Raw genomic sequence first — 24,257 nt, forward strand, 5'->3', positions numbered from 1 at the left:
TATTAAATTAATTATATAACAAAACGATAAATATAAAGAATACGACATTATCATTAAAAATCAATTAAATAAAAAAATTGGAGGCAAAAAAGAAAATAAAAAAAGTAAAAACAAAATAAATAAATAAAATTTTTAAAAACAACAATTAAAATTGTTGTTTTTAAATGTAAAAAGAAAGAGGTGTTAAATATGAAACCTATATTAATTATTTTATTTGTATTATTACATTTAGGAATTATTATTCTATTTTGAAAATGAACTGTTAAAGAAGACAAGAAAAATATCAAAAATCCTGATTATCCAACTAAAAGAGATCTATTAAAATTATTATATGCTTTTATATTGACGATATTTTTTTGTTTTGAATTTATAGGAAATTTAATAATTTTACACTATGGTACAATTTAGTTTTTATTATATAAATATCAAATAAAACCAAAATGTATTAGTGTATGAAGAGAAATACAAATAATTCAAAATTCAATAATATGTATTTTTAGAAAATTAACAATTATTCATTGAAAATTATTCCAATTATTATAAATTATATCTTTATTAAAATTAGGACTAGCCCTTTTAATTGATTCTAAAATAGAATATAGTAAAATATACTCAATAACAAATATTATAATCATAATACCAAGATTTAATATAGCAGACATGCCAAATTTTTTTCATCCTTTAACACAATATTTTTTTAAATGGTTAGTTATTCAAATTGAAATATTATTTTTTTTATTTTTTATTAAATTATAAATAAAAAAAGTAAATAAATTATAAGAAAAACTAATAAAAAAACCAATAATAAATCAAAGTCATAATTCTTTTATCAATATCATACTAAAATAATATCAAAAAATTAGGCAAATTCAAGCAAGGAAAAAAAAGAAAGAGGTACAAAATATGAAAAATAAAAAAATGAGAAAGAAAACTAAATTTGATTTTATTTTTTGAACTTTTTTTTGTATACAAATACTACTAACAATAGTGCTTATAATTTTATTTAGTTAATTATTTTAATGAAATATTTATTACCCCTTTATTTAATACCCTTATTACGCATTTTAAGGGGCAAATTAGCAATGAAAGTTAAAAAAAATTTTATTATAAAATAATATATAATATTTTTAATTAATTAATTAAAAATAGTTTTTAAAACGGCATTTTAAATGCCGTTTTTTAATTAAAAGAAAGAGGTGCAAAATATGAAAAATGTAATACCAAAAAAAACTAAAAGACGCCAAATATCGATTTTGACGCAATATAACAATAACAGATGTTTTGATAATTGCTGTTTGAGTTGGATTAACAATTATGTTTATATTTGGTTTTCAATGAAAACTATGAATAAAATTATTATCATCATCAATCATGATTTTAATTAGCTTACCACTAATTATTACAAATAAAAAGACTAATTTAAAAGGATGACAATGCTTATATTATAAAATAAATTTCCTATTTAGTTATAAGAAATATAGTAAAAACAAAACTAGTTTACTGGTGCCATATAATAAAGTTATTGATGATAATTATATTGCAACACACGGAATTTTAAAGGGTAATTTAAAAAAAACTTTAATTGGAGCAATTAAAATAAAGGGATTCGATATCACTTTATTAAGTGGCGAAGAGCAAATATTAAGATTACGAGACTTGCAAGATGTTTTTAAATTTGCTAATTTTCCAATAACTTTTTTAAAGTTAGAATTACCATTAAATTTTGATGAAAACATTAAATATTTACAAAAACAAATTAATAAAACGCAAACTCGTTATAAAAACAATGAAATTAGTTTTAATCAATTTGTAAAAATTACAAAACAAATTAAAAATAATATTGCTTTTTTAAAAAAAGAATTAATTAAAATAAACGATGAAATTAAAACTGAAAAATGTTTTTTTATTTTTGTATATGAAAATAATCAAAAAGATTTAAATGAAAAAATATTATTTTTAGAAGATAAATTATATAAAGGAAAAATTAATTGTAATACTTTATCTAATTACGAAATAACAAAAATCTTAAAATTAATGTGAAATCCGTATGAAAAACCATTAAATAAAACAGATTTTAATAAAAATAAAGATAATTTAGCAAAATTATTGCAATTTAACTACCTAAATATTAAAAAAAATTATTTTATAGCAAATGATTTATATTATTCAATTAATACCATTCAGGACTATCCTTTATTTATTAACGATTTATGAGGAGCATGTTTATTTTCAAATGAGCAAACTATTATTTGAAATATAAATCCTTTAAATTATGATGAAACAAAAAAAGCAATCAACAGTGCCATTCAAACAACCCAAACAAGACAAGTAATGACAAAATCATATGTTAATACAAATGAAAATAACTATGAATTAGAAACATACTATCATTTAATTGATGAGGTTAATGGTGGTGGTGAATTATTAAAAAATGTTAATATTTTATTTTTAAATTATGGAACAAATAAAAAAACATTACTACAAACACAAACACGATTAACAAAAGCATTAAAAGAAATGTATATTAAACTTAATCCATTGTGATATCAACAATTTAATGGTTTAAAAGGTTTTATTCCCTATAATAATAAGGTCATAATAAAAAAATATGGCCGAGAAATGCCAACAAGTACCTTAGCAGCATCATTTCCATTTATTGATAGTGGCTTATATGATAAACAAGGAATGTACTTAGGAATAAATAATATGGGAAATGTTGTATTGTTAGATCAATTTAAAATTACCAGTAAAAGAACAAACCATAATATGTTTATTCTTGGTTCATCAGGAATGGGAAAAACATATTTGTTAAAAAAATAATAAATTATCATATTCAGATGGGGCGGAAAGTGATTGTTATTGACCCTGAAAGAGAATACCAAGAATTATGCAAATATTATGATGGAAATTGAATTGATGCAGGAGATGCTTCGATAGGAAAAATAAACCCCCTACAAATTTTAGATAATAACTTTATTGATGAATTAGAAAATACCAATTCATCGCCCCTATCCAATCATTTACGATTTTTAGAACAATGATTCAAAACGCTTTATCCTGATTTTAACGGGCGAGAAATTAATTTATTAACAAAATATTTGAAATTATTATATCATCAATTTAAAATTACAAATAATATTGACATTAATAAAATTAATAATAAGGATTTTCCAATTATGAATGATTTTTATTATTTATTAGAAAAAGAATATAAAAACAATAAAAATCAACTTTTAAAAGAATTTATGGATTTAATAGCAACTGATTTTTTAAATGATGGAAAATATCAAGCACTTTGAAATGGTCACACAACAATAAAATTTAATAACAACTTTATTGTTTATGATGTTTATAATTTGTTTGATTTAGATGACAAAAAAACAAACGCAGCACAATTAATTTTAATGCTAAATATTATTAAAAAAGAAGTAAAAGAAAATCGTTTTAAAGATAATAATCAAATTGTAATAATTGTTGATGAGGCTCATTTAGCAATCGATAAAGATAATCCAGTTGCCTTAAATTTTATGTATCAAATGACAAAGCGAATTCGGAAATATAATGGTGCTTTGGTTGTGGCAACACAAAACATCGCTGATTTTGTAGAAAATGAAACAATTTTAAAGAAAACAACAGCAATTATTAATAATAGTCAATATTCGTTTATTATGGGGTTAAAACCTAATGACCTAGAAAAAGTTGTTAATTTATATAAAAGTTATGGCGGATTAACATCAGCAGAACAAGATTATATTGCTCGTAGCGTAAAAGGACAAGGGTTATTTTTTGTTTCTGGATTTGAAAGATATCGTATTAAAATTCAAACAAACAAAAAAGAAAAAGCAGGATTTGGAAAAAAAGATAATTAAAAAAAACAAGTAAATTTACTTGTTTTTTTTAATTTTTTATGAAGAATTTTGTTAAATTTTTGCTTTTTTAGTAAAAAACAACTAAAAAATTCAAAAAAGGAGGATAAAAATGTTTAAAACGAATTTAGGAAAATTAATAAATGGTGACGCATTAACTTTTATTAAAAGTTTAGAAAATGATAGCGTTGATTTAATTTTAACTGATCCACCCTATTTATATAATTTACCAAAAAGAAAAAACAAGCAAATAAATGAAAATAGAATATCAAAAAGTATAAATAAATATATTAGTGCTATCTATGATAATAATTTACATAATTCATTTGATATAAATAATTATTTAGATGAGTTTTATCGAATTTCAAAAACTAAATTTATGTTAATTTGAATGAATAGATGACAAATTAAAGATTATTTAGATTGGGTTTATAAAAATAATATGAATTTTGATTTTTATTTTTGAGAAAAAACAAACCCAATGCCAACTAATAATTTTATTTTGCAAGATAAAGAATATTGTATGATTATTTACTCTAAAAAAACCAAATTCCAAATTATCAAAATAACTATGAAAATAAAAAAACAATATTTAAAAACCCAGTAGGATCAGCTTATAAAATAACAGAACACCCAACAGAGAAGCCACTAAATATATTTTACGATTTAATTCAAAAATATAGCAAAGAAAATGATTTAATTTTCGATCCTTTTATGGGAAGTGGTACAACTGCGTATGCTTGTGAACAGTTAAACCGAAAATGACTGGGTTGTGAAATAAATAATAATTACTTTGCAATGATACAAAAACGATTAAAGAAAATACAACTTAAATTAAATTTTTAAAAAATGAAGAATTTTCAATTAATCAAAAACATAAATTATGTCGCAGTTTTAATTGCAATGATGGTTGTATTATCGCAAACTATGCGAATCCAAATTATTCCAAGAACATCAATCCCGTTATTTTTAATTCCTATTTTTATAAGTGGAGTTATTTTAAATTGATATTGGTGTTTGTTAATTGGATTTATGGGACATTTTCTATCAGATTTAACATTATGAGGTTTTACTGTGGGATCATTATGTTGAAATATTGGGACAGGTTTATTAGCAGTTTTAATTAAACTAATTAATTGAATAAAAATAAATCATAGTATTAAAATTATTCTTATTTTATTATCAAACATAATTATTTATCTTCCGATTGATTTTGTTCTTTTTTGATTAAATCTTGGAGTTTTAAGTATAGAACAAATAATTATCGGAATATTAATTACGAACACAATATGTTTACCAATTTTCTATTTTATAACATTAAAAATTAAAAAAAGATTAAAAATAATTTTATAGAGAAAGGAACTATCAAAATGAAAGAAACAGAAAAATATATAAGTTATCAAGTTATGACAAATAATTTAATTTTAACAAAACCTTATTATGATATTAAAGGTAATAAATGAATTGAGTTAAGGATAAAAAATTTATTGTATCCTTATGCAAGCATTAATATAAATAGCAAATATTTTAAATTACAATATAACAAAGATTATTGTTTTATTACAATTTTTAAAAATCAAAACTTTTATATTAAAAATAAAGATGGAAAAATTGAGGATGAGGTTAATTGAGAAAAACTGCACCCTTTTTTATTAGAAATGGATAAGCAAGTTTTAATTAAAAAAGCAGAACTAAAACAAATATACCAAGAAAATTTAAAATATTTTAATGGTAATAAATTTCCAAAAAAAGATGATTAATTAGACAGAATAAAAATGAAATTTTTGAAATATTTTGGCAAAGCCAAAATGTATAATGAGTAGTAATTTTGGCTTTTTAAATTTAATAAATTTTAAAGGATAAAAATTTCCAAAAAAGGAGGATAAAAAGATGGAAAAAGAAAAAAAAATTAAGTCATCACCACCGATTACAACTTTTAAAAAATATAAAAGTGGTACAGTTGACAAATTAATACGACATAATTTTAGAATTAAAATACCTGAAAATGTTAAATTAGATATGCTAGAAAAATCACCACTTGAACCCAATAAACTTATTGCACTATCGTCAGACATTCTACGAATATTAAGATTTTGATTACCTGTAAATAAAGGAGACATTTTAAACACTTCTTTCATATATAATAATAATTTTCTTAAGTTGCTACTTTTTTAAAATAAAAAGTAGCATCCAGTAATATATTATTACGTGAAACTACTTCCTTTAGTCGCATATATTATTTAACCTAAAAAGGTATGAAAAAATAATAGCATGTGTTTTATAACTTGTCTATATTTTTTTAATTTTTTTAATACAAAATTAGTTATAAAAGTAATTTTTATTATTAATTTTTATCTTTTTAAAAAAGAACTAAAAATTTATTAATTAACTATTAGTAGTAAAAATAAAAGTTAAACCTTCATATTTATTACCAAAAGCAATATCCTTTGAATTTTTACCCTCTAATCCAATTTTTATATAATCATAATATTTATCACCAAATTTTTTATTGCCAGTAATAGCAATAACATTATTATAACCGCCAGCATTTAACAAATATGGTTTAAAATTATCAAAAGTTAACCAAGTAAAGGGTTTTTTTGGAATAAAATTTAATAATGAAACTAAAATATTACCAAGTAAAGGGTTTTTCACTTCTTCAGAAGGAATTCACTCTTGAAATAATTTTCAAAAATTTTTAGCTTTATCTGAATTATTTCTTAAATATTGTTCTTTTTGATTTTTTTCTTCCCTTTTAAAAGTAGCACCAGCAGTAACTAAGTCATTATAAAATCCACCACTGTCTTTTTTGTTAATTGATAAATATTGTGTTCCATTAACTAATGGTTCTAATTTTTCATTTATATAATCTTGTAATGGACTAAAATTAGCATCAAAACTACAATCTTTTACCGTAGAATTATTATAAACAGCTAAATGAATTTTAATATTAGTAGTACTAATTTTTTTTATTTCATCTTGACCATTAGTAATTTCATAAGTAATATTACTAAAATCTTCTGGAGCAGTATTAAACAAGTTACTAATATTGTCTTCAATTAATTTTTTAAAATCAAAAACATGATTTTTATTTTCGGGTTTTAAAAAATTATTAAAATTGGGATAAGTATTATTAGCAATTAAATTTGCAGCATCTTCTAATAATTGCTGATAATCAACTGATGAATTGTGAAAAACATCACATGCACTAATATTAATACTAGTAATACTAGTAAATGCAAAAACACTTATAATTTTTAATATTTTTTTCATAATAAACTTCCTTAGATAATCACTACTTTTTTAGTATTATCTTCAAATTTTTCTTTTTTGTATTAATAATTCTATTTTTAATTTGTGAAATTTCATCACGGTTTTTTATTTCATAAAATAAATGATAATAAATATATTTCAACTCACTAACTTTAATATTTTGTTTTTCAACAAATATTAGAAATTGATAAATTTCATGTAAAAGTTCAAATATTTTATTTTTTTCTTCATTAGTTAATACTTTTTGTTTTAATTCATTTCGAATAATTAATGGTGCTTCTTTAACAAATAGAAAATCACTAATGATATTTTTATAATCTCAATTATAAAATATTTTAAAATCATCAACTTTGGTTTTAACATTTTTAATATTATTTAAAATAGTTTTAACATCATTTTTAACTAAACTTTGAATGAAGACTGCTAATATTAATGCTAAAGAACTAGCGGGAATAAAGTACTTTAAAACTTGATCAATGTTAATAGTACCCTTAGTAAAATTCAAAATTGAATTTTTTACAATTAAATATAAAACTTCAAAACCTAAAATAATAAATAATGATCGTTTTTCTATATCTTTTCATCAAGGATTACCAAGAATCTGATTTTTTTCTTCTAATATTTTTTCTAAAATAATATAAATAATAAAATAACAAAATCAATAAGTTAAAACAAATAATGTGGTAAAAACATTAGTAAAACAAAAAATATAAGTAATGTTTCTAGCAACATTTAATACTAATAAAGCTTTAAAAATAAAAAAATTATTTTCAAAATTTGAAATTACCTTATATTTATTTTCAATATATTTTTTCATTCAACATCTGATTTGAATAAATATTAAAGTATTACTTGCAATACAACTACTAAAAATAGCAATATATAAATAAGTTTTTAAAGTAATAATAGTTTCATCAGTAATACTAGCATTATTAAAAAAATCAAATGTTAAAATTTTATTAAAAATACTACTTTTAACTTCTCATAAAATTGCACAAATAATCAAACAAATTGTTAACAATATTCATAAGATCGTCTGCATCAAATATTTATTGTTAAATCATTTTCAACTTGATTTTAATAATTGATAGTTATTCATAATTTTATCTACCTTATTTTTAAATTATTATTATAATAATTGTAAGCTATTAACTCACATTTGTGCTTGCGTTAAATTTAAAATATCTTTACTAATCATTGCTAATAATTTATTAATAAACTTTTCAAGATTAGTAGTAGTGGGTAAAACCATCAATTTGCCTTTTCCATCATTATAAGGATTTTTTCCTAATTCATATTTTCAACTTAATGTTAATTGTTCATTTTCTATGTGAATAACTGGTAAATCCTTATTTCCTAAACTATAAGCAAATTCATTAAGTAAATTCATTACTTTTGGTTCTAAAATTAATCTTAATTTAATTTGATTATCACATTTTACTTCAAATAAATCTTCAAATAAATGTGATTCTAATTGAACTTTCTTTTTACTACGAAATTTTTTTGAAAATATATTACGTGGTGTTAATGTCATTGTAAAATTATTATTCCTAATAATAGTTGTATAATAAACAAAACGTGCATAATAACAAGTAATTTTTTCTGTTTCAATAACTTGAGCAGCACTATTATATCCAGAACTTGTCTCATACATAACTTTTTGGTTAATGATACTTCCATAGTTAAAATTTTGACCATTAATACTTCCTATCATTACTTGTTCGCAATAATTATAATAATTAAGTTGTTCATCTAAAGGTAAATTACCTTGTGGTTCAATTGTTCAATAATCACTAATAGTTGTTAAATTCATTTGTGAATTATTATCTTTAATAACTCATTGATAATAGTTAATAATTGGTAATTCTTCTATTAATTTTTCATGAATTTTAGTTTTTAATACAAAACTCTGCACTAATAAAAAGCATCCAACAATGAATCCAATAATACTAATAATGGTAAATGGTTTTTTAATAAATGATGATTTGTTAATACCAATACTAGCACCAATAGCAATTAGAGCAATAATGGTAGTAATAATTCATAAACTAATTCATAAACGATTATTTATTAATTTAATTCATCAATGATTACTACTATTATTATAGTCAGTATGAATATTATTAACAATCTCATTTACAACCTTTGGCGATAAATTATGTTTCATAATTATTCCATTCTTTTTTAATTCTTAATATAGCTTATAATTAATTTTGTTTTATAAAAAAATAGAAAAAGACTAACTATAGATGTAATAATCTATTTAGAAGTCTAAAAACCTACTATTATAAAACTAATTACATTATAACATATATATTATTAGTTTTTTTCTAAAAAATCATTAATTTCAGTAATATTAACAGGTGCATTTTGTGGAGGTTTACCTGCATTACCACCATGCATATATTTTGCAGGAACTGCTACCATAAAAACTTTAGGATCAATTCGAACTATTTTTGTTTTAAAAAAATTATATTCTAATAATGACATTGTTGTCATCATCATTTTATATTCATTACCTGAATACAAACCTTTCACATTTCAAACATTACCACCACGTAAATAATTATTTCGATAAATATCATTACGGATTTGCTCTAATTCATTAGAAATAATAAAGACACTCATCAACATATATTTTGGATAAACTCTATTCATAACAAAAGCTGCTACATAAATATAAACAAGCGTTGACATAAAATAAGGTCTAACTAAAAAATTATCAACAAGACTAGTTTTCTGTAAAAAAGTCCCATCAAGAATTAAAACAATAACAACAATAATAATATTAGTATTTCTAATAATAGTAGCAATTGAATATTTACGTTTCATAGAAATATAAGTACTAATAAAATCCATACCACCACTAGATCCACCAGTTTTAAATAAAATACCAATACCAGCACCATAAATTAATCCACCTAAAGCAGCAAAAATAAAAGTACGGGGTAAAACTAAGTGCCAATAATCTGTAGTACCTTTTAATGGCTCATTACCTAAAACTTGAAAATTTTTAAGAGCATCAATTGCTGTTAACAAAAAGTTAATTCCATTTTGAAATAACAAATAAATGATAGTATAAAGAGTAAAACGAAATCCAACCTTGAATAATCCTCAAATAATGATAGGACCATTAATAAGAAAATATACTGGATAAAATCAAAATGCTTGCGTTGTTTCTTGTTCAGTAATACTACCATTATAGGATAAGGCAATAAATTTAGCTATTAATTGTGCAAAAGCTGATAAACCATTAGTATATAAACCAGCACGATTAATAAAATAAAAAAAGGAAACAGTTGTTAAAAAAGCACCAATAAAAATTAATAATAAATTTTTGGAAGTTATTTTTCAATTAAAGTTTTTTCATGAAGAATGGATCTCTTGTTTAACACCAATATTTTTAAAAGTAAAGGCATCAACAATTAACGGTGGCTCTTTATCTTTATTTTTTGCTTCTGAATTATTGGACATATTAAACTCCTTTTTAACTATTAAATTGAAGTATTGTTGGAACATAATTACTATCATCATAAGGCGAAGGTAAAGACATGTCAATTAATGAATCTTGAAAACTAATCACAAAATTAACTTTAAGTTCTAATTTATTAGGACCAGAGCTTGTAACTTTTTGACCATCAATTCCTTTGATATTAATATTAACAGAATTAACATAAGGATTATTATTTAATGCTAAACTTATTCCTTCTTGAACTAAAGTTTTAGTTTTTTGAGAAAAATCAGCATATGTTTTATCAATATCAGGTTTAGTTTCTTCATCAACACTAATTGGTACTATTTGTTCTGATAATTTAGTAACATCACTAACACAACTATAAACTATGTAATCGCTTTGTGTATAAGAACATTTTATATTAAAAGTTTTTTTTATGTATTGTTCAACTTTAAAACTTTTATCATTATTTACTACTCCAACTTGATAAGTAATATTAATACTAATTCTACCAGTTGAAGTATCAACATTTCAAGTTCTTGCTTTTGTTGATTCATCTATTTTACCATTATCAATCGTAAAATAATAACATTTAGTACCTACTTCTAATTGACTATCAAATCAAGTTGGTTCTTTAATATTTGCTTTATCTAAAATTAATTTGGCAAGTGATTGTGCAAGACTGTTTTCTAATGCTTTATTTTCAATAACTTGTTCTTTTTCAGGTCTTTGACCATCAATAGGAACACCCACTGGATTTTTAATACCAACTTTTGATAAAGTTGATTCTCAACCATTATAATTACCATTACCATTAGTAATTGCTTTTAAAATACTATCTTGTTGTTGATCAGAACAAGCTAAAACTGGCGTTACTATTCCACTACCAAAAGCAATAGTACCCATTAATGTTAAAATTTTTTTCATAATTATAATCATTCCTTAATTTAAAAAATATCATATATAAATTGTAACTTATTTTTATTATTTTGCTATACACTATCTTCAAAATCTTTATAATTAATATTAGTTTATATTAAAGGAATTGATAATATGTTTAAAATTTTATATACACTAGTTACTATTTCACTAGCCGCTTTTACTAATTTAAGCCAAGTGAAAATAAATAATTATCATCATAAAGAAATAAAATCAGAAAATACTATCCTAAATGAACAAAGTTTAACCTTAGCTTTTGAAAGTGGAAATTTTTATAATTGAAATGAAAATGATTCAACTAATTCTATTGCTGGTATTTTTACAAATTCACAAGCACAATCTTATTTATTAAATAAGGATGGCACATATAATAATTTAGACTTACAAATTAATAATTTTATTAGATTTGATGATAACTTAGGAATTGCTACTTTAAATAATTTTCATAAAAGTGATGATACTAATTTTATTAATAATTCATTTTTAATGACTAAAAATGGTATTAGTGATGATGCTACTGCCATTGAAACTCCAAATCATACTTTTACTAACTTTGGTAATAATATCGTTAGTACCGATATTGGTGCTGACTTAATTAATACAGACGGAAAAGTAACTAACTTAGTTACTCCCTATCATTATGGAAAAGGTAAAACTAGTTTTACTACTATAAATGATACTTTTGGTGTTTTTGTTGGTGGTGATCAAAATTCTTATATTTTAAAAGTTGATGGTAATATCAAGCCAATTAATATGAATGTTCCTAATCCAATACTATTAAATTCTTTTGTTGCCATTAATAATAATGGTGGCATTATTCGTGATGTTAATGGTCAATTATTTTATTTAACAATAGAAGATAATGGTAATGCTACAACAAAACCATTAATTATTAATAAGGAGCCACTGTTTAGTACTACTACTGTTTTTTTTAGCAAGACTGGTAACAATCAAGGAATTTTAAATGTAAATCTCAAAAATAGCTCCAAATTTTTTGGACAACCTTATCATTTAAGCATCACTGATAGTAATGATATTAAACTTACAAAAATTAATGAACATTATATGAATAATTTCATTTTACTTCATGATGGTTTAGGTATTTTTATTGATGAACAAGAAATTGGCTATTTTGTAAATGAATTAGGTGCTTTTACTAAAATTGGTTATTGTGCCAATTTCCAAAGAATAAATGATAATCTTGGTTTTATTAATAATAATACAAGTAAATTATTACTAAGTGATAGTAAAAATAACAATTGAAGTCGAATTAATACTATTAAATTTACTAAAACTAAAAATGAACAATTGACTAATTTTATTAATTCATATATTGATAAAGATAAACTTACTGCAGTTAATCGCACTAATAATTGAATTAGTAATAATAATCTAATTTTAAATGTAACTAATGATGAACTAAAAGATATTACTATTAATGATAATCAACCATTATTACCAAATATTAATAATAGTATTACAACTATTATTAATAGTAATTCTGAAATTAATATTAAATTTAAAGATGAAATAATAACTTACCATGTATTAATATATAATCAAAATATTTTGCCAACACTAGATAATAGTACTAATACTAATATTAAATATGTTGGAATAGTAAATAATAATTTATATGATATTAATAGCACTAATACTAATGATGGTTTTACAATTAATTTTAACTATGATAATACTATCCAATTTGTAAATATTATTACTATTGATAGTACTACTATGAATAAAATGAATTTATGAACATTAAAACCAAAAACTACTTTTAAACTAAATGCCAAAAGCAATAATAATGTATATTTACTACAAACTGTTAATTGAAATAATATTAGCAACTGACAATATTTTACTATTTATCATGGTAATAATTTACCTATTATTGAATTTTGAACTACTGATACTGGTATAAAATTATGAAATGCTGCTTTAAAACTTAATTATACTTCTAAGGAACTAGAAAATATGAATGCAACAGAAATTAATAATCTAAGAAATTTATCAGTTAATTGAATAATTAATGAAGCGCGTGGTAATACTTTAGGTTATATTATTTCTGGTTTTCTTAGTATTGGTTTCATTTTAACTATTATTGCTATTATTTATGATTGATACTTAAAACAACAATTTAAAAAAAAGCAATCTAACACAAAGACAAATGTGAATTAATACAAAATAACTGCTCTTTTATTTTTTTGGAATTAGGTTTATCATTTTCTAAGTTATTTACTGCTTCAACATTAACTGATAAACTTAGTTCATTAGATTTCCGTCTTTCACTTTGTTCTTCTCTTATTTTTCTAACTCAAGGATTAAATGAATTAGCAAAACCTAAAAAATCAGTTTGTTTTACAAAACAATTATTTGGAACATAATATCCTTTTGTTTTTATATAAAACAAAAAAGGTTCTAGAAATTTTTTTCATAAAAAAATTCCTTCATTAAAAGGTTCATAAACAGCAAAATAAGAAATAGTCTGTTTATCTACTTTTATTCCATTAGGAAATGTAAAATCAGTTAATAATTGTTGATTAGGTAAAAAAAATGTATAAAAATTTTCATTAAAATCTCTAACGTTAATATTAACAAGTTCAAAAGAATGCTGGATTGGACATAATTGATCATTTATTGCCTCTTCATAACCCAAATTTTTACTTAATTTATCAAGAAATACTTTGTTTTCTAAAGTATTTGATATTTCTAAAGAGTATCTAAAATCAAAAAATTTTTCATAATTATGACCTTTTTTAAAAATTTTACTCAAATCTCTTTCTCTATAACTATTTGATCAACTATCTATTTTCAATGCTGCAAATGAATTAGTAGGTATTGGTGGTTGATGATATTTTATTGATTCATCTATTGTTCAACAAACTGCAAAAAGATCATAATCAGGAATTATTGGTTTTTTTTCTTTAGAAATTTCTTGACAAAAAATAGAAATTGGAAAATAAATTAAATTATTTTTTTCAATTTCTATTATTTCTTTTAAATCTCTATTATTTAAATTTTTAATATTATTTTCTTCATCAAGCGCAAAAATATAATAAACATTATATGTATTATCATTTTTTTCTTTTTCTAAATAAAGTACTATCTCGTTTTTTTTATTTTTTGGTTGACAACATTTAACAAAAATTTGATCCAAAAAAAATTCAGCATCAATAATTCCAAATTTTTCCATATTAACTAATAAAAAGAAAAAATGTTCATTAGTAATTTTTAAAATAGTTTCATTATTTTTTAATTTTAAAGAAACAGGATTTATTTTATTATCTTTATTATTTTTATTTAATTTTATTGAAAATTTCTTACAAAGAAGATTTATTTTTTCAGTTTGTGTTTCATTATCTTTTATTCCTATCTTGCTTAAAAATGTTAACTCATCTAAAGAAATTATAAATCCAGATTGTACACCTCAATCAGAACTTTTATTTTTAATACTAAAATGTTTTGCTGGATATTTTTGAGGTATTAATACTTTTGTTATTGGATTAACATTTCTTACAATAAGAACTACATTTTCTTCTTGAGCGGTTTTAATAAAACCTGCAAAATGTTCTTCAAAAATTCCATTATTTTTGCATTGTTTAACTTCATCATTAACATAAATTTCCATAGTTTTTTATTTCTCCTTCTTTCTTTTTATCTGTTAATTACACTTCAAAAAAAAGAAAAATTCTTTTCTTTTTTATTACTTTTTTTGTAACTAAAACATTAATTTATCAATATTTTTGGAATTATTTTTCTAATTTTATAAAAAATATCCTAAATAAGTGTACACATTTTTAAAAACAAAAAGGAAAAAAGACTATTTTTAAAAATAGTCTTTTTTATTAATTTTTCTAGTTTATTTTATATAAACATATAAAGTAAAAGTGAAATAACTATTGAAAGCGTTGATAAAATTAAAAATAAAATACCTAAAACTAACATTTTATGTTTTTTACAAGCTATAATAGAATTAATTTGAATTCGTTTCAATAAGTCAGTTTCTTGATCTTGTAAAATTATTTCTTTAATACTATCAGGTTTCATTTTTTGTAAATCTTTATAATAAAGAGTATAATCATTTTTTCTTATTTTATTAAGTTTTTTAGGTGTACTTCTTGGAAAAATTGTTAAAATAAAAAATAAAAATGCTAAACATAAAAACACCACATATAAAAGTACAAAAGTAAATAAAAAACATGTTTTAATTGTTATATTACAATTTTCAATATTTTTAAATATTGGTATTCAACCAAAAGACAGTCCTAACAGAGCACCGGCAATAGCTGATAATATGCTAGCCTTTCCATCAAATCTTTCTATTTGTTTTTTAATTTCATTTAGTAAATTAACTTCATTGTCATTCATTAGTTAAAATTCCTTTTTATTAGTTATTGATTTAAATAAAAAATAAATTAAATTAATAATTAAATTTTATTTTTTTTAATTTCTATTTCTTTAAGCTACATTTAAATTTTTAAGTGTAACTAAAAAACAATAACTATTCTTATCTTTGAAATTATTTTTATCAAGTTTATTTTTAATTTTGTTTTATAAAACATTATGATGATTTTTTGCAAACTTTGATAATTATTATTAACTATTAATAAAAAACTATCTAAAAAATAGTTTTTGGTTTTTTCAAACTAAGATTATTTTTATGGTTTTTGATAAGAAAATTTTTAAACATTAGAATGTTTTATAAAAACATATTCAATTAAATTAATATTTGACTGTAAGTTATTATTAATTATAAAATTACATTAATATTTTAATATTGTTAATAAAAATTGACTTTAATTATAAATTAACTTTTGTTAATATTTTTAAATACTATTTTGATAATAATTTAAAACATTAATAATTAATATATTTAAATATATTTAACACTAATTCTTTTACCATTTAACTCCAGAGATAGTATAACGTTTTTATTTTTTATGTTCAACTATCAATATCAAATTATATTTTGATAAATTTATTCTTTTTATTAATTTAATATTATATTTTATATAAAAAAGCAAAATTATTAATTATTTACAACATACTATCAAATAAACAATTAAGTATTTCTAATTATTTTTATAACTTAAAATATCCTATTTAAATAAATTTTAAATAGGATAATAGTAATTTTTATAATTCTTTTTTTAATAAAATATTTAAATATTTAAGCCATTTTCTTTAATGTTTTTTTATTATTTTCTAATATTTTAAGTTTATAAATATAATTAATTATAAAGAAATATTATTTTTTTCAATAACGGAAGTAGATACTGTGGGCGCATCACTTTAACCCTTAGATTCATAATTGGATAACAAAGAACGATATAACTATCGTTCTTTTTTTGTTAAAAGATTAAAACTTAATAAAACTGTCGTAGAAGTCTAATAGTGAGTACTTTATGTAAATACTTCTATATCAGAATAAAAGAGCATTTAATGTTAAGCAAGTTAAAATGTTACACTGTATCGCTTAATGTAATTATAGATTAATTTGAATAGCCTTATGATGGCTCAGTAAAGAACCCATTAATCTAATTAATAATTACATTTGTATTATGTAAGAAAATAGGGGGTTTTATATATAAATACATACCTCATTAACAATATCATAACACAATAACAAAAATAAAGGAGAAAAATAAATATGTCATACATTTATTTAGTAAAATACAAAGTTAATTATACAGATGAAACAAAATATAAAGTTTTTTGTACTTTTATAGATGCTAATAATTTTCATAGAAATTATAAACATCATTTATTAGAAAATGCTTTTATTACACATTATGAAATATTAGTATTGGAAGTTTATATTTCAAAAGAAGAATCAGACATGATAAATAAAAAACTTAATTAATGAAAGGAAAAAATATTTATGGAATATAGAGAATATAGAATGGTTGGTTCTTGTGATAATTGTAGAAAAAAATCTTCTTTTGGTAATAGATTATGTAATAAATGTTTTTGAATATTAATAGGTAGAAAGGAAAGTTATAAATATGAAAATTAATGGTAAAGAATATGATGGTTTTAAATTTGTTAATAGTTTTTATAGAGATAGATATAAAGAATGTAAAGAAAAAAATATCTCAGATGATTTAATAAATTATGGAATGTTAAAAATATTAGAAAAACTTATTAAAGAAGAAAAAGATATTGATTATGCATTAAAAATTATTGAAGGTTGATATGCTTTTTTAGAAGCCAAACGTGATGGATATGCCTAAATTAATTTTTAAAAAAGAAACACATCAATATTTTTTAGAAGATAAAGAATTAATTTCAGTTTCTAGAATTATTGATAATTATTTAGGTTTTGGATATAGTCATATAGCACCAGAAGTATTAAAAAATGCTTCAGTTCGTGGTAAATGAGTTCATAAACTTAATGAATTATATTTACAAAATATTAATCAAGAAAATATTATTAATAATTTATTAAAAAAATTAAAACCAGTAACTAATAATATAAATTATTCTTATTGTAAAAAATCACTTATTTTTTTAAAAGAAAAATTTAAAGATAAAAATAATTATGAATTTATTATTGAAAAACCTATTACTGATACTTTAGTTGCAGGAACACCAGATTTAGTTTATTTAGATAAAAAAGAAAATAAATATTATTTAGTTGATTATAAAACATATGCTTGTATTGATGAAGATAAATTCAAAAGAATTAAATTACAATTAACTGCTTATTATTGTATGTTACTTGAAAATGGCATAACTCCATCTTATAAAACTTATGTTTATTTAACTAATAAAAATACTCAACAAGAATTAGAAATTGAAATATCAAATGAATTAATAAATGAATGATTTAAAGCAAAAATAAAATATTTTAAAGGAGAAGATAAAAATGGAATATAAATTGGAATATTGTAAAAATAAAAAATGTAATTTTAATGAATTATTAGTTAAAAATCTTAATGCTAGAATTGAATTTTTAGAATATCAAATTGAAGAAATTAATTTAAATCAATTAAATTTATGAGAATTAGATGTTTTAAGAGGTCAAATTAAAGAATTAAATATTTTGAAAAATAATATTAAAGAATGATTAAGAAGAAATAAAAATGATTAATGAAAAAACAATTAAAGAAAAAACTATTTATTCTTGTAATTCAATTGAATTTGATAAGTTACCTAAAAAATTAGATAGTAATCTAAATAATTGAATTGAGATTAATAGTCATTTAATAGTTAATCCTAGTAAAAATATTGAAATACATTTAGATAATAGATTTAAAACAATTAAAAAATGATAGGAGAAAATTATGGATAAGAAAAGTTCTGGTAAGAAAAGTTCTGGTATGGATAAATCAATTTTAATTTTATTAAAACATATAGGAAAAATTAATAAAAAATTAGATGAAATTTTAGAATTATTAAATAAAAAAGGAGAAGAAAATAATGAGTAATAATAGTAAAAATGAATTAAAAATTCCTAATTTTATTAAAAGTAATAAAGAAGAATTATTAAAATTTAGAAATTATTATGAAATGATTAGAAATTCTAGTAAAGATTTAAGAAATATGAATCAACAAAGTTTATTTAATGCTTTATTTAATTTATACAAATTAAATCTTTCAATTAATCCTATTAAAAAAGAATTAGCATTAATTCCTTATGGTGATGAATTACAAGTTCAAATTCAAGAAGATGGTTGATTAACATTATTACAAAGAACTGGATTAGTAGTTGATTTTCAAAGAGAAAAAATAACAACTGCACATAAATTTAATCAAGAAAATAATAAATGAGAAATAAATCCAGCATTAATTTTTGAAAGAAAAACTATTAATACAATTGGTTATTATTGTTATATTTCACTTTTAGATAAAAATGGAAAAATTAATAATTTTTATAAAGGAATGACTGTTGAAGAATGTCAAGAATGAAGAAAAAAATTTAGTAAAACTAAGCGTGAAGATAGTCCTTGAAATACTAGTTTTGACCAAATGGCATTAAAAACAGTTGTAAAAGCATTAATTCGTGAAATTAATAAAACACCAATTATAGTATTAAATAATCAAGATGATATTAATTTAGCACTTCAATTAGACCAAAGTGTAGTAATTGATGAAGAAACAATTGCTTATAAAGATAATACTGGTGATGAAGTTAAAATTATTAATTCAAATAATAATATTGATAATACTGATATAAATTCTACTTTATCTAAATTAAAAGAATTAGAAAAAGAAGAAGAAATTATAGAAAATTTTGAAGTTTAATAAGGAGTAAAAAATAATGAATAATTCTAAACAGAAAAATATAAATTTAGGAATTAATTATAAAAATGCTTGATTAACATTTATTAGTGCAAATTGACATAAATGTAAAAATAAAAAATATAAATGCTATTGAAAAGATAACTCTATTGACATATTCACATTACTAGAATTGTATTTTAATTTTTCAAATACATGTGAACTAAATAACTTAACAAGAATTAAAGAAGTTGGTGATTTTGATAATGAATAAAGATAATTTAAAACCATGTAAACATTATATATATTATAAAGTACAAAATTATTATTTTGGAGAATGTGATATGTGTGATGAAGAAAAGGAAGTGAAATAATGACTAAATGAGATTTAGCAAAATGATTAATGGAACAATGATTAGAAGCCAGAAAAAATAATGATAAAGAATATATGCGAATAATACAAGATAGTTTTAATGAATTTGATTGAGAATAAAAGGATGTGAAATAATGAGAAATATTAGAACTGAATGATTTTATAATGAAAAAAGTCCAAAAGAAATAAAATGTCCAACAGTTGGATTATTAAAAAATAAAGAAGATGCTTTATGTTATTTATTAGCATTAAATTTATATCCAAAATTATATCCACAAGATATTTTTTATTCATGAATATTAGAAAATAATCAAACTGGATATTTAATTATAGTTGGTAATAATAGGGATACTATTGGAAATATGCAATTTAAATTTATAAAAGGAGAATAGAAAATGCCAAGTATAGAAAATACACAATCAAATTATACTTTAACTAAATTAATTAGAACTGGTATAAGTCCTATTTGTGCAATGATTGGTACAAGTGCTTATTATGGTCAAGTGATTTCAAATCCAGTATTAGGTTCAATTAATAGTTTATTATTTGGTAAAAAATTAGGTTTAGATATTTGAAATTTAAATCAAAGACCAAATACTAAAACTAAATTAATTAATAGTAGTAAAAAAATCTTATTAGGATTAGGAACAATTGGCTTAGCAAATTATGCTAAATTTACTAATTCTTCAATTAACCCTAATCCAACTGAAAGTCCAATAACTACTACTACTATTGACCCATTTCCACCAGATTTGGGACAAAACATAATTTTTATGGGACAAAATAGTGAATTTATGGGACAAATGGATTGAGATACATATATTAGTTTAAATGCTTATGGTATTTCAAATCTTATTAATGGAATTCTAGAATTAATACCTAATAAATTTGAAGCAATAAGAAAGATTTGTAATATGGCAACTGGTGGTTGTTTGATTAGTAGTGGTGTTGCTATGGGTATAAATAATGATTTTAATAATGCTTATGCAGTACCTACCATAATTGCTGGTGCTAGTGAAATAATCCATAATTTACTTCCAATAGAAACAAATCATAGTAGAGAAATGCAAGAAACTTCATTTACAAATGAAACTGCAAGATTAATTAATGATAATAGATTTACTATTAATAGTGAAACAAGTAGTCAATATGGAACTAATATGAGTGATGTAATTTTAGATAATGCTTCATTAAATTGAGATTATAATCACATGAGTTTATAAATAAGTAAAAATGCCTATTAAAGGCATTTTTTTATTATTAATAAATACTTTTTACTTCTGGTTGTTTATTAATAGAATTTAATTTAGTTTGTAATTTATTAATTTTATTTTGTTTTTTAAGTGCTTTTTTATTAGGGTCTGTTAAAGATTTACCAAAAGCAATAAATGCTTTTCCTAATTTAATTAAAACATAACCCCCATTAATACATAAATTAGCAACTATAATAATTGTTGTAGTATCCATATTAAATCACCACCTTTCTAAAATATTTGATTAATTTTTAATACAATTTTTACAATAATAAATATAATTAAACCAGCAGTTGCAGAAGATAATAAAACTCCAATTAAACCTAAAATAATCTTTATAATTTTAAAAAACATAATATTATTCCTGTAATTCTTCTAATTTTAAAAGTTGTCCAAATGTAAAAGGATATGGAACAGTAGTCATGAATATACTATTTTGATTTACTTGTAATCACGTATATGAACCATCTGTATATATAAAACTATCTAAATATTCTGTATTATTATTTCCACTATATATAAATTCTTTATATATTCATGAATATTCTGTTTTATCATTAGTAGCACAATAATTGTAATAAATACGATATATTTTATTTTTAATAAAATTAAATTGAATAGTTTTATTATCTTTTTTTGTTCCTACTTCTTTTCATTGTGGAATACTTGGACTTGGTGTTGGAGTATTTGGTAATTCAATATCTCAATAATTTTCTTCTATTTCATTAGTTTCTAAACTTCTTGAATTAATTTTTAATTTTGGTGTAACATCAACTTTAACTGTATTTTGTAATTCTTCTAATGAAAAAATATTTGCATATTTTTCATTTCCACCTTCTAAAATTAATTGTCATTTATTAATATCTAATAATTGTAAATATAAAATACCTTCTTCATTATTAATTAAACCTTTTGTAAGAAATATTTTAATTCCATGATTTCCACCTAAATAATTACCTGTTTTAAATTCTACTGTTATTCTTGTATTTACTTGATGAAATGGTGGAGATTCCCATGTAATAATTACTCTATAAAGAGTATTAAAAGCAAGATTAAAATCACCATATTTACGATTATTTATACTTTTACCTATTATTTTTCAATTTTCTTTATCTTGTTTTTTATCAATATTAGTTTTATTTTCATTAATAGCACCAACAATAGTTTTATTAGTAGTTTCTAATCTTCCATAAGTATTATTAAGCAATAATGAGATAGCAAGAGAACTATTTGAACTATCATTTATTCATAATTGGTCTCTATCATCTTTATATGTAAAATATCCTTTCATAAAAACAGATTTTTTATAATAATTAGTTAAATCTGGTATTTTATTATCAACATATTCTTTGTTAGTTGCATCAGTTTCAAAAGTAGGTGTTCCAACATCAATAATTCTTTTATTATTAGCAATAATACCTTTATCATCTTTTAATTTAACAAAATTAATATTATCTTTATCAACTTCTCATAATGAATCAATATTACTATCAACATGAATTTTTAATTTAGGTATAGTATCACTAACATTATCTATTTTTATACCAGTACCTTCAATTAAACTCATTTTTTGTAAAAATGTTTTATTACCAGAATCTCAAGTAATTAGTTTAGTATCACTTTCATCAAAAATACTAGGAGTATTAAAATTATCTGTATTACATGAAATAGGATTATTAATTGCTTTTCTTGGAGTATGTAAATTTGCTTGTTGTAATAAATTATATACTTCCATTAATACATAATCTGGTTCACTTGGGGGACTAATACTACTTGATAAACCATTACCACTAATTGAAACACTACTTCTTATAAATGCCATTCCAACAGTTAAATAATATATAGTCATTCTTGCGGTTGCTCTTTTAACTAATTGTTTTTGAGTAGTATTAAGATTATCAAATCCAGTTTGTTCAATTAAATTACCAGTAATAGTATTAATTCTTTCACTTGATATAGCAATTGCCATAATAGTAAAATCAGTTTTAGTATTATCAGTAGTAGTTTGGTCAGCATCTGGTATAAAACCATATATAGTTTTTAAATCATCTTTTGTAATATAATTTAAATTTACATTTCAATCAATATTATTTTTGTTTTCCATAATTTTTAAACCTTTCATATCCATGTACTGCTTGTGATTTATTAACTACACCAATAACTGATTTATATTTCTTTTGTTGAATTACTTTTTTACCTATATTTTTAGAATTTCTACGTGCTAAATATTCTTTATCTTCTTTATCTAATCCACCATGATAATATTGCCTTATAAGTATTGAATTAGCCCCAGTACCATAAGCACCAGTTGCTTTACACATATCAATTCACATTTCTTTTGATATCATAAAATAATCATATGATTTACTTAAATTAGTACGATATGTTAATGTCGCAATACCATAAGTACTGGACTGTTGTTGTATTACTGGAGTTCATATACCACCAGCAAGAGCAGAACTTGAAAGATTAACATAAACTCCAATCATAGAATCATAATCTTCTTGTGTTAAAGAATTCATTATTATTTCTTTACCTTTATCCATTAATGATTTACCATTTAAATATTGTTTTTGAATATGTTGTAATTTAGCAATATTATTATTAGTAATATGTGTCATTATTTTTTTATGAATTACTGGTAAATTTGTTAATTTTTGTAAAACTTGTTGAAATTCTGATAATTCTTTTTGTGATTTACCTTGTCCTAAAATTTTTGACATTAATTGATTTTTTAATATTCCTGCTGGATTTTTTAAAAAACTATTAAATAATGAATTATTTTTTTTAAATTTTTCTATTAATTCAGCAGTTTGAATATCACTAACAGCAGTTTCTAATATTATTCTTAAAAGTAAAATAATAGGCATTTA

At 21.2% G+C, this 24,257-nt stretch carries 30 protein-coding genes; 19 read left to right on the plus strand and 11 right to left on the minus strand.

Features of this window, described 5'->3' with window-relative positions; genetic code table 4:
* The first annotated feature begins 189 nt into the window (after positions 1-189).
* The 7 genes from AAHM89_RS07140 to AAHM89_RS07170 all read left to right on the plus strand — a co-directional run bounded on the left by AAHM89_RS07140 (position 190) and on the right by AAHM89_RS07170 (position 6,041).
* Positions 190-408 carry a hypothetical protein gene (locus tag AAHM89_RS07140; RefSeq protein ID WP_342265874.1) on the plus strand — a complete coding sequence of 73 codons (219 nt, stop codon included), beginning with the start codon at positions 190-192 and terminating at the stop codon, positions 406-408.
* 1,095 nt (positions 409-1,503) lie between these two features.
* Complete coding sequence (locus tag AAHM89_RS07145) at positions 1,504-2,820, plus strand: hypothetical protein (RefSeq protein WP_342265875.1); 1,317 nt, start codon at positions 1,504-1,506, stop codon at positions 2,818-2,820.
* A 29-nt stretch (positions 2,821-2,849) separates the two neighbouring features.
* Positions 2,850-3,869 (plus strand): hypothetical protein, encoded by a 1,020-nt coding sequence (locus AAHM89_RS07150; RefSeq protein WP_342265876.1) that lies wholly within the window; start codon positions 2,850-2,852, stop codon positions 3,867-3,869.
* Positions 3,870-3,978: 109 nt separating this feature from the next.
* The gene (locus tag AAHM89_RS07155) at positions 3,979-4,473 is read left to right on the plus strand and encodes a hypothetical protein (protein ID WP_342265877.1); all 495 of its coding nucleotides are present in this window, start codon (positions 3,979-3,981) and stop codon (positions 4,471-4,473) included.
* Positions 4,474-4,487: 14 nt separating this feature from the next.
* Entirely contained in the window at positions 4,488-4,712 is a 225-nt protein-coding gene (locus AAHM89_RS07160; RefSeq protein WP_342267301.1) for a site-specific DNA-methyltransferase, read from the plus strand.
* A gap of 524 nt (positions 4,713-5,236) precedes the next feature.
* Positions 5,237-5,626 carry a hypothetical protein gene (locus AAHM89_RS07165; protein WP_342265878.1) on the plus strand — a complete coding sequence of 130 codons (390 nt, stop codon included), beginning with the start codon at positions 5,237-5,239 and terminating at the stop codon, positions 5,624-5,626.
* Positions 5,627-5,756: 130 nt separating this feature from the next.
* On the plus strand, positions 5,757-6,041 hold the full coding sequence (locus tag AAHM89_RS07170; RefSeq protein WP_342265879.1) for a hypothetical protein: 285 nt from the start codon (positions 5,757-5,759) through the stop codon (positions 6,039-6,041).
* Positions 6,042-6,251: 210 nt separating this feature from the next.
* Here AAHM89_RS07170 and AAHM89_RS07175 read toward each other — a convergent pair whose 3' ends face one another.
* From AAHM89_RS07175 to AAHM89_RS07195, 5 genes are all read right to left on the minus strand, one after another.
* Positions 6,252-7,139, minus strand: a complete 888-nt coding sequence (locus AAHM89_RS07175) for a hypothetical protein (RefSeq protein ID WP_342265880.1) — start codon at positions 7,137-7,139, stop codon at positions 6,252-6,254.
* A gap of 22 nt (positions 7,140-7,161) precedes the next feature.
* Positions 7,162-8,238 (minus strand): hypothetical protein, encoded by a 1,077-nt coding sequence (locus tag AAHM89_RS07180; protein ID WP_342265881.1) that lies wholly within the window; start codon positions 8,236-8,238, stop codon positions 7,162-7,164.
* Between the two features lie 30 nt (positions 8,239-8,268).
* On the minus strand, positions 8,269-9,306 hold the full coding sequence (locus AAHM89_RS07185; RefSeq protein WP_342265882.1) for a DUF3137 domain-containing protein: 1,038 nt from the start codon (positions 9,304-9,306) through the stop codon (positions 8,269-8,271).
* Positions 9,307-9,458: 152 nt separating this feature from the next.
* Complete coding sequence (locus tag AAHM89_RS07190; protein ID WP_338956719.1) at positions 9,459-10,613, minus strand: YitT family protein; 1,155 nt, start codon at positions 10,611-10,613, stop codon at positions 9,459-9,461.
* 13 nt (positions 10,614-10,626) lie between these two features.
* Complete coding sequence (locus tag AAHM89_RS07195; RefSeq protein ID WP_342265883.1) at positions 10,627-11,520, minus strand: hypothetical protein; 894 nt, start codon at positions 11,518-11,520, stop codon at positions 10,627-10,629.
* A 126-nt stretch (positions 11,521-11,646) separates the two neighbouring features.
* Here AAHM89_RS07195 and AAHM89_RS07200 point away from each other — a divergent pair, with 126 nt between their 5' ends.
* Entirely contained in the window at positions 11,647-13,713 is a 2,067-nt protein-coding gene (locus AAHM89_RS07200) for a hypothetical protein (RefSeq protein ID WP_342265884.1), read from the plus strand.
* Here AAHM89_RS07200 and AAHM89_RS07205 read toward each other — a convergent pair.
* Together AAHM89_RS07205 and AAHM89_RS07210 are read right to left on the minus strand one after the other, a co-directional pair.
* On the minus strand, positions 13,688-15,163 hold the full coding sequence (locus AAHM89_RS07205) for an anthrax toxin-like adenylyl cyclase domain-containing protein (RefSeq protein WP_342265885.1): 1,476 nt from the start codon (positions 15,161-15,163) through the stop codon (positions 13,688-13,690). The genes AAHM89_RS07200 and AAHM89_RS07205 overlap by 26 nt on opposite strands.
* 236 nt (positions 15,164-15,399) lie before the next feature.
* Positions 15,400-15,903 carry a Pycsar system effector family protein gene (locus AAHM89_RS07210; RefSeq protein ID WP_342265886.1) on the minus strand — a complete coding sequence of 168 codons (504 nt, stop codon included), beginning with the start codon at positions 15,901-15,903 and terminating at the stop codon, positions 15,400-15,402.
* Between the two features lie 1,282 nt (positions 15,904-17,185).
* Here AAHM89_RS07210 and AAHM89_RS07215 point away from each other — a divergent pair.
* From AAHM89_RS07215 to AAHM89_RS07265, 11 genes are all read left to right on the plus strand, one after another.
* The gene (locus tag AAHM89_RS07215) at positions 17,186-17,398 is read left to right on the plus strand and encodes a hypothetical protein (protein WP_174480025.1); all 213 of its coding nucleotides are present in this window, start codon (positions 17,186-17,188) and stop codon (positions 17,396-17,398) included.
* Positions 17,399-17,416: 18 nt separating this feature from the next.
* Positions 17,417-17,551 (plus strand): hypothetical protein, encoded by a 135-nt coding sequence (locus AAHM89_RS07220; RefSeq protein ID WP_342265887.1) that lies wholly within the window; start codon positions 17,417-17,419, stop codon positions 17,549-17,551.
* On the plus strand, positions 17,541-17,768 hold the full coding sequence (locus AAHM89_RS07225; protein WP_342265888.1) for a hypothetical protein: 228 nt from the start codon (positions 17,541-17,543) through the stop codon (positions 17,766-17,768). The genes AAHM89_RS07220 and AAHM89_RS07225 overlap by 11 nt, the downstream gene beginning before the upstream one ends.
* On the plus strand, positions 17,761-18,414 hold the full coding sequence (locus tag AAHM89_RS07230) for a PD-(D/E)XK nuclease family protein (RefSeq protein WP_342265889.1): 654 nt from the start codon (positions 17,761-17,763) through the stop codon (positions 18,412-18,414). The genes AAHM89_RS07225 and AAHM89_RS07230 overlap by 8 nt, the downstream gene beginning before the upstream one ends.
* On the plus strand, positions 18,404-18,628 hold the full coding sequence (locus AAHM89_RS07235; RefSeq protein WP_174480767.1) for a hypothetical protein: 225 nt from the start codon (positions 18,404-18,406) through the stop codon (positions 18,626-18,628). The genes AAHM89_RS07230 and AAHM89_RS07235 overlap by 11 nt, the downstream gene beginning before the upstream one ends.
* Entirely contained in the window at positions 18,621-18,812 is a 192-nt protein-coding gene (locus AAHM89_RS07240) for a hypothetical protein (protein WP_338977522.1), read from the plus strand. The genes AAHM89_RS07235 and AAHM89_RS07240 overlap by 8 nt, the downstream gene beginning before the upstream one ends.
* Positions 18,813-18,821: 9 nt before the next feature.
* Positions 18,822-18,965 carry a hypothetical protein gene (locus AAHM89_RS07245; protein WP_342265890.1) on the plus strand — a complete coding sequence of 48 codons (144 nt, stop codon included), beginning with the start codon at positions 18,822-18,824 and terminating at the stop codon, positions 18,963-18,965.
* Complete coding sequence (locus AAHM89_RS07250) at positions 18,958-19,782, plus strand: RecT family recombinase (RefSeq protein ID WP_342265891.1); 825 nt, start codon at positions 18,958-18,960, stop codon at positions 19,780-19,782. Before AAHM89_RS07245 ends, AAHM89_RS07250 begins: the two co-directional genes overlap by 8 nt.
* A 16-nt stretch (positions 19,783-19,798) precedes the next feature.
* Positions 19,799-20,032, plus strand: a complete 234-nt coding sequence (locus AAHM89_RS07255) for a hypothetical protein (RefSeq protein WP_342265892.1) — start codon at positions 19,799-19,801, stop codon at positions 20,030-20,032.
* Between the two features lie 233 nt (positions 20,033-20,265).
* The gene (locus tag AAHM89_RS07260; RefSeq protein WP_342265893.1) at positions 20,266-20,523 is read left to right on the plus strand and encodes a hypothetical protein; all 258 of its coding nucleotides are present in this window, start codon (positions 20,266-20,268) and stop codon (positions 20,521-20,523) included.
* A 3-nt stretch (positions 20,524-20,526) separates the two neighbouring features.
* Positions 20,527-21,354 carry a hypothetical protein gene (locus tag AAHM89_RS07265; RefSeq protein WP_342265894.1) on the plus strand — a complete coding sequence of 276 codons (828 nt, stop codon included), beginning with the start codon at positions 20,527-20,529 and terminating at the stop codon, positions 21,352-21,354.
* Between the two features lie 37 nt (positions 21,355-21,391).
* On the opposite strand, the gene AAHM89_RS07270 is transcribed toward AAHM89_RS07265, so the two are convergent.
* From AAHM89_RS07270 to AAHM89_RS07285, 4 genes are read right to left on the minus strand one after another with little or no spacing between them, the layout of a single operon-like run.
* Positions 21,392-21,598, minus strand: a complete 207-nt coding sequence (locus tag AAHM89_RS07270) for a hypothetical protein (protein WP_342265895.1) — start codon at positions 21,596-21,598, stop codon at positions 21,392-21,394.
* A gap of 17 nt (positions 21,599-21,615) precedes the next feature.
* Positions 21,616-21,738, minus strand: coding sequence for a hypothetical protein (locus AAHM89_RS07275; protein ID WP_338973392.1), 123 nt, complete (start codon positions 21,736-21,738; stop codon positions 21,616-21,618).
* Positions 21,739-21,742: 4 nt separating this feature from the next.
* Positions 21,743-23,488 (minus strand): hypothetical protein, encoded by a 1,746-nt coding sequence (locus tag AAHM89_RS07280; protein WP_342265896.1) that lies wholly within the window; start codon positions 23,486-23,488, stop codon positions 21,743-21,745.
* Entirely contained in the window at positions 23,472-24,254 is a 783-nt protein-coding gene (locus AAHM89_RS07285) for a hypothetical protein (protein WP_342265897.1), read from the minus strand. The genes AAHM89_RS07280 and AAHM89_RS07285 overlap by 17 nt, the downstream gene beginning before the upstream one ends.
* Positions 24,255-24,257 lie beyond the last annotated feature (3 nt).

The organism is Spiroplasma endosymbiont of Villa modesta (genome assembly GCF_964030925.1).
Taxonomy (GTDB): Bacteria; Bacillota_I; Bacilli_A; order Mycoplasmatales; family VBWQ01; genus Spiroplasma_E.